This is a genomic window from Bradyrhizobium sp., from assembly GCF_027451485.1.
In the GTDB taxonomy this organism is placed as follows: Bacteria; Pseudomonadota; Alphaproteobacteria; order Rhizobiales; family Xanthobacteraceae; genus Bradyrhizobium.
In genome coordinates, this window is record NZ_DAIDJE010000151.1 from 1 (window position 1) to 8,233 (window position 8,233).

The 8,233-nt window shown below is 59.5% G+C and carries 8 protein-coding genes; 5 read left to right on the top strand and 3 right to left on the bottom strand.

Features of this window, described 5'->3' with window-relative positions:
• Positions 1-505: 505 nt before the first annotated feature.
• Positions 506-904, top strand: coding sequence for a hypothetical protein (locus NEZ08_RS18485; protein WP_298109946.1), 399 nt, complete (start codon positions 506-508; stop codon positions 902-904).
• 30 nt (positions 905-934) lie between these two features.
• Positions 935-2,728, top strand: a complete 1,794-nt coding sequence (locus NEZ08_RS18490; protein WP_298109949.1) for an alpha/beta fold hydrolase — start codon at positions 935-937, stop codon at positions 2,726-2,728.
• A 7-nt stretch (positions 2,729-2,735) separates the two neighbouring features.
• Here NEZ08_RS18490 and NEZ08_RS18495 read toward each other — a convergent pair whose 3' ends face one another.
• The 3 genes from NEZ08_RS18495 to NEZ08_RS18505 are packed head-to-tail and all read right to left on the bottom strand — an operon-like array spanning position 2,736 to position 5,257.
• Complete coding sequence (locus NEZ08_RS18495) at positions 2,736-3,494, bottom strand: AAA family ATPase (RefSeq protein ID WP_298109954.1); 759 nt, start codon at positions 3,492-3,494, stop codon at positions 2,736-2,738.
• Between the two features lie 42 nt (positions 3,495-3,536).
• Positions 3,537-4,277, bottom strand: coding sequence for a phosphotransferase (locus NEZ08_RS18500; RefSeq protein WP_298109957.1), 741 nt, complete (start codon positions 4,275-4,277; stop codon positions 3,537-3,539).
• Positions 4,274-5,257 carry a zinc-dependent alcohol dehydrogenase family protein gene (locus NEZ08_RS18505; protein ID WP_298109960.1) on the bottom strand — a complete coding sequence of 328 codons (984 nt, stop codon included), beginning with the start codon at positions 5,255-5,257 and terminating at the stop codon, positions 4,274-4,276. The genes NEZ08_RS18500 and NEZ08_RS18505 overlap by 4 nt, the downstream gene beginning before the upstream one ends.
• Positions 5,258-5,391: 134 nt before the next feature.
• Between NEZ08_RS18505 and NEZ08_RS18510 the strand changes: the two genes are divergently transcribed.
• The 3 genes from NEZ08_RS18510 to NEZ08_RS18520 form a co-directional block, all read left to right on the top strand.
• On the top strand, positions 5,392-5,865 hold the full coding sequence (locus tag NEZ08_RS18510) for an Hsp20/alpha crystallin family protein (protein ID WP_298109964.1): 474 nt from the start codon (positions 5,392-5,394) through the stop codon (positions 5,863-5,865).
• 61 nt (positions 5,866-5,926) lie between these two features.
• A complete protein-coding gene (locus NEZ08_RS18515; protein WP_298109967.1) occupies positions 5,927-6,385 on the top strand; it encodes an HPP family protein in 459 nt (152 codons plus the stop codon).
• A gap of 1 nt (position 6,386) precedes the next feature.
• Positions 6,387-8,233: acetate--CoA ligase family protein (locus tag NEZ08_RS18520; RefSeq protein ID WP_298109970.1), on the top strand; the 1,847-nt coding region annotated here is incomplete at its 3' end.

The window sequence follows — 8,233 nt, forward strand, 5'->3', positions numbered from 1 at the left end:
GGACGTCATTGACCGATTCATAGCCAACAGCAAAGGCCTCGAGCTCCGCGCCACACGTCATGGCCAAAGAGACCGATGCATCGATCGCCGGACGTGGCGAAAGTTCGGTCGGAATATGTACCAGCAGGTTTTTGTACATGGTCTTTTCCATCGGTTGAGAACGTTAATTTATGAGAGCATTCACTGGGTCATTCCGGTTTGATACACGTCAAAGTTCTTTCCGGGATCCCATCTACCGTCGCTTTCGCTGGAATGGAGCCGGAAATGGCGCTGAAAGCGGAGGCGCTGCGTCGTCGCCACCACTTATGACCGAAACATCAAGACAGCGCAGGCATTCCAGGCCGCGACAGGAATTTCGGGTCGAGGCACCTGGGCAAGTCGGGAATCGCTCGCGGCCGTGGTGTTCTCGCATTGCTGGAGGCGGGCTTCATCACCGGTTCGACGTCATCGGTCAGCGCGGTCAATTTTCAGCTGAGCGGGGCAATGGGTTGGAAAAGAGCAGAAGATGAAATCGTTAGAACAAGCAGAACAAGTTCACCGGCGGGCTGTGATCTGGATCGATCATCTTGCCGCAAAGATATTTGCGATGGGGTTGGCGGGCGTCCGCCCGACTATCGTGCACGCCCGTCTTTCCTCGTCTCATTTGCATCACCACGCCAATGCGGTTGGTTCAGGCCACGTCGAGCAAGATCCTGCCTTCCTCGCAACGATCGGCAAGGCCGTCGAGTCTTGCGATGATATCCTGATCCTCGGCCCCGGGAGCGAGAAAACAGCTCTGATGCAGTATTTGCGATCATCACGACCTCAGATTGTGCTTCGGATGGAAACGAGCGATCATCCGACGGACGAGGAGATCGTGGCGATCGGCCGGAAGCATTTCGCGCTCTCCGAGCCCCGCGCCTGAAAGGTCGATCTGCTTCGAAGGAATTAGCCCATGTCTTCCTCGTCACCAGCCAGCCGCGTCTCTAATGCGATGGACGAGCGGATCGATGTTCTTCCCGCCGAGGAAAGAACTGCTGCAACCGTCCACGATGCTGCCGAATCTGCGGATCGCGCCTTTCATGCAAGCGTCGCACGACTGACCGGGGGCCTTTCTCCGGCCGCCGTTACGCTGGCTTTTGCCGACTGGCAGCTCCATCTCCTGGCAGCGCCTGGAAAGTGCGCCGAATTGGCAGGGGAGGCGGTCCAGCACGCGATGGACTTTGTGAATGCCTTTTCACCAAAGCATGCAATGTTCCAGCCATGGTCGATGATCAAGCCGAAATCGACCGACCATCGATTTACCGGTCGCGATTGGGAGCTGCCGCCCTTCAATTTGTTGGCCCAGGCGTTTCTTCTGACCGAGAATTGGTGGCACTTGACGACATCAGATGTGCGCGGGGTCGCACGTTCCGATGCCGCGATTGTCGACTTCGTCCAACGCCAGTGCCTCGACACGGTCGCGCCGACGAACTTCGCCGGCGCCAATCCGAAAGTACTGCGCAAAATCATTGAGACCGGCGGCGGCAATTTCGTGCACGGCCTGCAGAATTGGGTGGAGGACTGGCTGACGCTGCTGAGCGGCGGTCGACCGGATCAGCAATTTGCCGTCGGCAAGGACGTTGCGGTAACCCCGGGAAAGGTCGTCTACCGCAATGAGCTGATCGAGCTCATTCAATACGCGCCGACGACCCCGACCGTACGCCCTGAGCCTGTGCTGATCGTGCCCGCCTGGATCATGAAATATTACATTTTGGACCTTTCGCCGGACAATTCCTTGGTCCGATTTCTGGTCCGGAACGGCTTTACGGTTTTCATGATCTCCTGGAAAAACCCGAGCTCCGAGGACCGAAATCTAAGCCTTGAGGATTATCGGGAGCGCGGCGTCGACGCGGCGGTTGCCGCAATCGAGAAGATGATGCCCGGCCATGAAATCCACGCCGCCGGCTATTGTCTTGGTGGGACGCTGCTGTCAATTGCCGCCGCTCGGATGGAACGCGATCGCCCGGGTTGCCTGAGGTCGGTCACGTTGCTTGCGGCACAGACGGATTTCACGGAAGCCGGGGAGCTCACGCTGTTCATCAATGAAAGCCAGGTGACATTTCTCGAAGATATGATGTGGCAGCGGGGTGTGCTCGGCCCAAGGCAAATGGCCGGAGCCTTCCAGATGCTCCGATCCAACGACCTGCTCTGGTCACGGTTGGTGCACGACTACCTGATTGGCGAGCGCGCGCGTCCGAGCGATCTCATGTCGTGGAATGCCGATGCGACCCGTATGCCGTATCGGATGCATTCCGAGTACTTGCGCCAGCTTTTCCTCAACAATGATTTGGCCGAAGGGCGCTACCACGCCGCTGGCAGACCGATCGCACTATCCGATCTCCACAAGCCGATGTTCGTCGTCGGCACTTTGCGCGACCATGTCGCTCCATGGAAATCGGTACACAAGATCCACTTCCTTGCGGACGCGGATACAACCTTTGTATTGGCGAATGGCGGACACAATGCCGGAATTGTCGCTGCGCCGAACGAAGCCGAACACAGTTATCAGGTGCTGAGGAAGAAAGCGACTGATCCGTATATCGGTCCGGACGAATGGGTCAAGCTTGCGCCATCGCACGAAGGATCGTGGTGGGGAGAATGGGTGAAGTTTCTCGGGGGCCATTCCGGGCCGCCCGTCGCCCCACCGCTATCTGAGGCCGGCAAGTCTTTGCCGGATGCGCCGGGATCTTATGTTTTGGAGCATTGATCGCCGATCATTCTGTGCATGTGGCAACGAGAACCGGTTTGGCCTGTTCGAGGGTCCGTTCTGGCGAGCCGGAAGCGTCGATCGTCGGCCAGTCGAGCTGACCGATCTCGTAATCGTCCTGGCCCGCGGCGATTTCCGGCGTCGCATCCGATGCGTCATTTTTTCGCGACCGGATTCGGTCGAGGCGGGAATCCAGCTTGGCCGTGAGGAAGACGGCACGAAAGTCCACATCAAGCTCGCTGGCTGCCTCCGCTAGTTCATTTCGTTCGGTCGCCTTCAGCAAGGCGGCGTCAACGACTCCCGAAAATCCTTGGCTGACGATATTCCGACTGCGATCAATGAGCGCCTGATAGACGCGGATGTTGGTTTCTGTGTTGTATGCAGCTTGCGGCAAGGCCGCCAGCGGCGCTACCCCGAACAGGGCCTTGCGAATGACGTCAGAGCGCAGAAGGACTGCACCCGGCAACGGCGGCAGCAGCGGTGCGATCTTCCGTGCCAACACACTCTTTCCAGTTCCCGATTTTCCGCCGATCGCTATCAGCGAAGGCCGAACTGGCTCAATGAGCTGAAGTGCGAGATCGAAGTAGGCCCGTGCATCGTTGACATCTGGAGTGTGATCTGACGTCAAGCCACGTTTCGTAAAAAGCACGTTCGAGCGAATGGCTGCGCGCATCGACAGAAATAATGGCAGCAGGCGAAGTCCCGTTCCGTTTTCCTCCCAGCTTGCCTGCAAATAGCTGTTGAACAGCCGGTTCGCGCAAGCCACCAGGCCGAAGTGGCATAGGTCCATCATGGGGAAGGCCAGATCCTAAAGGATGTCGGTAGTTGCGATCACGGGGTCAAATTCGATAGCGTCGAACAGAACCGGATTTCCATCGATGAGCACCAGGTTACCGAGGTGGGCATCGCCGTGGCAGCGGCGGACCAAGCCTTTCAATGCCCGCGCCTGCAAAAGCGCTCCGCAATCGCTGAGCCTGCGATGGCTGAGCGCGTCAAGCCGCCGCACCGCGTCCGGCGGAAGCTCCGCTTGGTTGACGAAGACCTGCGTATTGCGTTCGATGATGTCGGCGATGGATGCTGGCCAACTTGAACCGTCGGTGATGGGCGCTCGTTGATGTGCGTCGCGGAGCGTCGAGGCCAGTGCTTCGGCAAGTTCCGGTGTAATGCCGCCGGAGCGGGCCAGATGGTCGAAAGTCTTGCCGTCATCAAACCGCGACATCTCGACAGCCCATTCGATTGGCAAACCCGCTCCGCCGATTTCGAGGCCGCTGCTGGCCCGTGTGATTGGAACGACCCGCCGATAGAGTTGCGGTGCGAAGCGGCGATTGACGACCAGCTCTTCCTCGCAAGCTTGCTTGCGTTTCTCAAGCGTCGAATAGTCGAGGAAAGGAAGGCGGACCGCGCGCTTGACCTTGAGCACCCTATCGCGACCGAGAAACACGATGGAAGCGTGGGTTTCGATGCGTTTGCAATCTGGATCTTCCTTTTCCAGAAAAGCGAGGACCTCAGACTGGTCCTGTCGTGCCGTATTCGGCCGGAGCGGCGTCATGGGCGCAACACCGCGGCACCCACTAGTGTGCCTTCGCGCAGGCGAGCCAGGGCTTGGTTGGCCTGGTTGAGCGGAAAGACGGTTGTGTGCGTCCGGATATCGGCATGTGCGATGGCCTTGAAAAAATCGACGCCGTCCTGCCTGGTCAGATTGGCGACCGACTTGACCTGTCGCTCGCCCCAGAGAATATCGTAGGGAAAGGCTGGAATGTCCGACATATGTATGCCGGCGCAAACGACACGCCCGCCTTTGCGCACGGCGCGGAGCGCTTGCGGCACCAGAGGTCCGATAGGTGCATAGATGATCGCTGCGTCGAGCTCCGCGGGCGGTGCATCTTCCGATGCTCCCGCCCAGCTTGCCCCGAGCGAGAGCGCGAGTTCTTGCGCTTCCTTGTCGCCGCGGCGGGTGAAGGCATAGATCGTGCGCCCCTGCGCGCGCGCGACCTGAGCGACGATATGACCGGCTGCGCCGAAGCCGAATATTCCGATCGCGCTGGCTTCGCCGGTCATCACAAGGGACCGCCAGCCTATGAGCCCTGCGCAGAGCAGGGGAGCGAGAGCGGCATCATCGCCTTCTTCGCCGAGCGGAAAGCAATAGCGAGCATCCGCGACCAGATGACTGGCAAATCCGCCGTCGCGTGTGTAGCCGGTAAATTGCGGGTGATCGCAAAGGTTTTCTTTGCCGGATCTGCAGTAGAAGCATTCGCCGCAGGTGAAACCGAGCCACGGTACTCCGACGCGCATGCCGAGCATCAGATCGGCAACACCGGCTCCCATTGCATCAACCCTGCCGACGACCTCATGTCCGGGGATGATCGGGTAGGGAATATCCGGTAACTCGCCGTCCACGACGTGAAGGTCGGTTCGGCAAACGCCGCATGTGCTGACTTTGATGCGGACCTCGCCCCGCCCGGGTACGGGATCGGGCCTCTCTTGCGGCGTCAATCCCTCGCCGCGTGCGCAAAGCACCATCGCATGCATGTTGCCGACATCCTGTCACAGTTTGTGCAGTTTCACCGCTGCCGCTGCTACCCCGGTTGATCTTCGTCAAAGCCGCCGTTCGGCCGGCCTCGTAAAGCTCATCGAGCCAATTCCCCCTCATGAGGAGATAAAATATGAGCAAACAAGTGGTTCCGGGCAGCGTCGAACGTCCGCTGACGCGTCAGGAGAACAATCCGTTTGCCTTCTTGCAGCAGGAGATCGATCGCCTGTTCGAAGGGTTTAGCAGGAATTTTCCGGCGTTCGCGACGGTTCATTCGGCAGTTCCCCAAATGGATGTGAGCGAAACCGACAATGCCATCGAAGTCACGGCAGAACTTCCGGGTCTCGAGGCCAAGGACATCCAGGTCGGTCTGGTAGACGATGTTCTGATCGTGAGCGGCGAGAAGAAGAGCGAGCGCCAGGAAAAGCAGATGGACTATCATCTCGTGGAGCGCAGCTTCGGTTCCTTCTCGCGATCGGTGCAGTTGCCTGAAGGTGTCAAGGCGGAAGATATTTCGGCAGAGATCGCCAAGGGCGTACTCAAGGTGACCGTGAAAAAGCCGGCGCCGAAACAGAAAAAGCAGATCGAGATCAAGACGGCGGCCTGAACCAACCGGCGGCGCCGCCATCAATTGCGGCGCGCGTTCGTCCCTTTCAAGGAAAGCGGCAATGTACGAATTTCTCCAGGAGACCGTCGGCGACAACATGACCCGATCGGTTCGAAGCGTCACACCGGAGACCTCGGTTGCAGATCTTTACAGGCTCTTTGCAGCTGATGACTTCGACGCCTATCCCGTCGTACGGGACGACACGCTGGTCGGCATCGTGTCAAAGCTGGATGCGCTGAAACCTTTTGCTTTTACCGAGGATCAGCTCGTGCCTCATTACAAGGACGGGATGTCCACCACCGTCGACAATGTCATGTCGACCAAGGTCGTGGCTGTCGATGTCGAAACCCATTTGCAACGAGTCCTTGAACTGATGATCAGGCATCGGGTTAAGAGCCTGCCCGTGACCGATCAATGGCAGAATCTTGTCGGCATTATCGCGCGTGAGGACATCATGCGGGCGATGGCGCGCGCGGTGTTAGTGGAGTATCCTCCGATTCTTCCTGTCGCAACCGCCTGATATGTCCACTTTCGGGTTAGAGACTGTCTTCGCTCCAAAACGCGTCGCGATCGTTGGTGCCAGCCCGCGCCCGCGCTCAATCGGCGCGATCATTCTTCAGAGCCTGGTGAAAGGCGGCTTCACCGGCGAGATTGCCGTTGTCAACAATCATCATGACAGCATCGGTGGACGAAAGACCTGTCCAAGCCTCGACGCGCTGCCGTTTGTGCCGGACCTGATTGTCATCACGACGCCGGCGCCGTCCATTCCGGAAATCATCCGCCGGGCCGGAGAGCTTGGTGTAAAGGGGGCAGTTATCATCTCGTCGGGGCTGGGTCACGGCGCTGGGTCGATTGCGGAATCGGTCTTGCAGGCTGCCCACGCCCACGGCGTCCGAATTGTCGGCCCGAATTGTCTCGGTATCATGTTCCCGGGCGTACGACTGAACGCGAGCTTTGCGGCGCGCCAGCCGGTCGTGGGATCGTTGGCCTTAATTTCGCAATCCGGCGCAATTGCCGCGGCGATGATTGACTGGGCGGCGGAGAAAGCCCTGGGCTTCTCGGGAATCGTGTCGATCGGTGATCAACTCGATGTCGATGTTGCCGATCTCCTTGATCATTTTGCCCTCGACGACAAGACGAGCGCCATCCTCCTGTATCTCGAAGCGGTCAAGGATGCGCGGAAGTTCATGTCTGCGGCCCGCGCGGCGGCGCGCCTGAAACCGGTTGTTGTCGTCAAATCCGGCCGAATGGCCGAGGGCGCAAAGGCAGCTGCAACCCATACCGGCGCGCTTGCGGGATCGGATGCGGTATATGACGCCGCCTTCAGAAGAGCCGGACTGCTGCGCGTGTTCGATTTGCGCGAACTGTTCGACTGTGCCGAGCTTCTCGGTCGTCATGTTCATCCACCTGGCGGGAAAAATCTGACAATCCTGACCAACGGCGGCGGCATTGGCATCCTGGCGGTTGATCGGTTGGCCGAACTCGGAGGGGCAGCTCCGCCGCTCGATCCGCAAGTGGCCGCAAAACTGACCGCCGCACTGCCGCCGACCTGGTCGATGGCCAACCCCGTCGACATGGCCGGTGATGCCGACGCCGAGCGCTATCTTAAGGCGCTGGATGTGCTGCTCAGCGATCCTTCGAGCGATGCCCTGCTGGTCATGAACGTCGAGACAGCGGTTGCCCCGGCCGACGGCATCGCTGCGGCAGTCGCGGAGCGTGTGAAGGCCCAACGCACCACGGTCGGCCGATCACCAAAGACGATATTGGCGGCCTGGGTCGGTACGGATCAATTGGTCGCGCCGATCTTCGATAAGGCCAAAATTCCGCATTTCCCGACGGAAGATGATGCCGTGCGTGCCTTCATGCATCTCGTCAAGCATCGTGAAGCACGGGAATTGTTGATGGCGACGCCCCCCAATGTCTCGGCCTTGTTTACACCCGATGTAACGGCCGCGCGGCAAACCATCGAAAAGGCTCTAGGCGATGGACGTGCGTTGCTCGATCCAATCGAGATCAGCAGGCTGTTCGGGGCCTATTCGATCCCCATGGTGCCCACCGTGCCAGCGATCAATCCTGATGATGCGCTCGCCAAGGCCGAGCCATTTCTGGCGCAGGGTCTGTCTGTGGCCGTCAAGATCCTGTCGCGGGATATCGCTCACAAGTCCGACGTCGGCGGCGTCAAGCTCGGACTTGCGACCAAAGAGCAAGTTCGCGAGGCGGCCACTGAAGTGATGGCGCGGGCGCGGCGCGCGCGCCCAGACGCCCGCATCGATGGCGTGATGGTTCAGCCGATGATCGTCCGACCGGCAGCCCGCGAGTTGATTCTCGGAATCGCCGACGATCCGACGTTTGGCCCCGTGATCGCTTT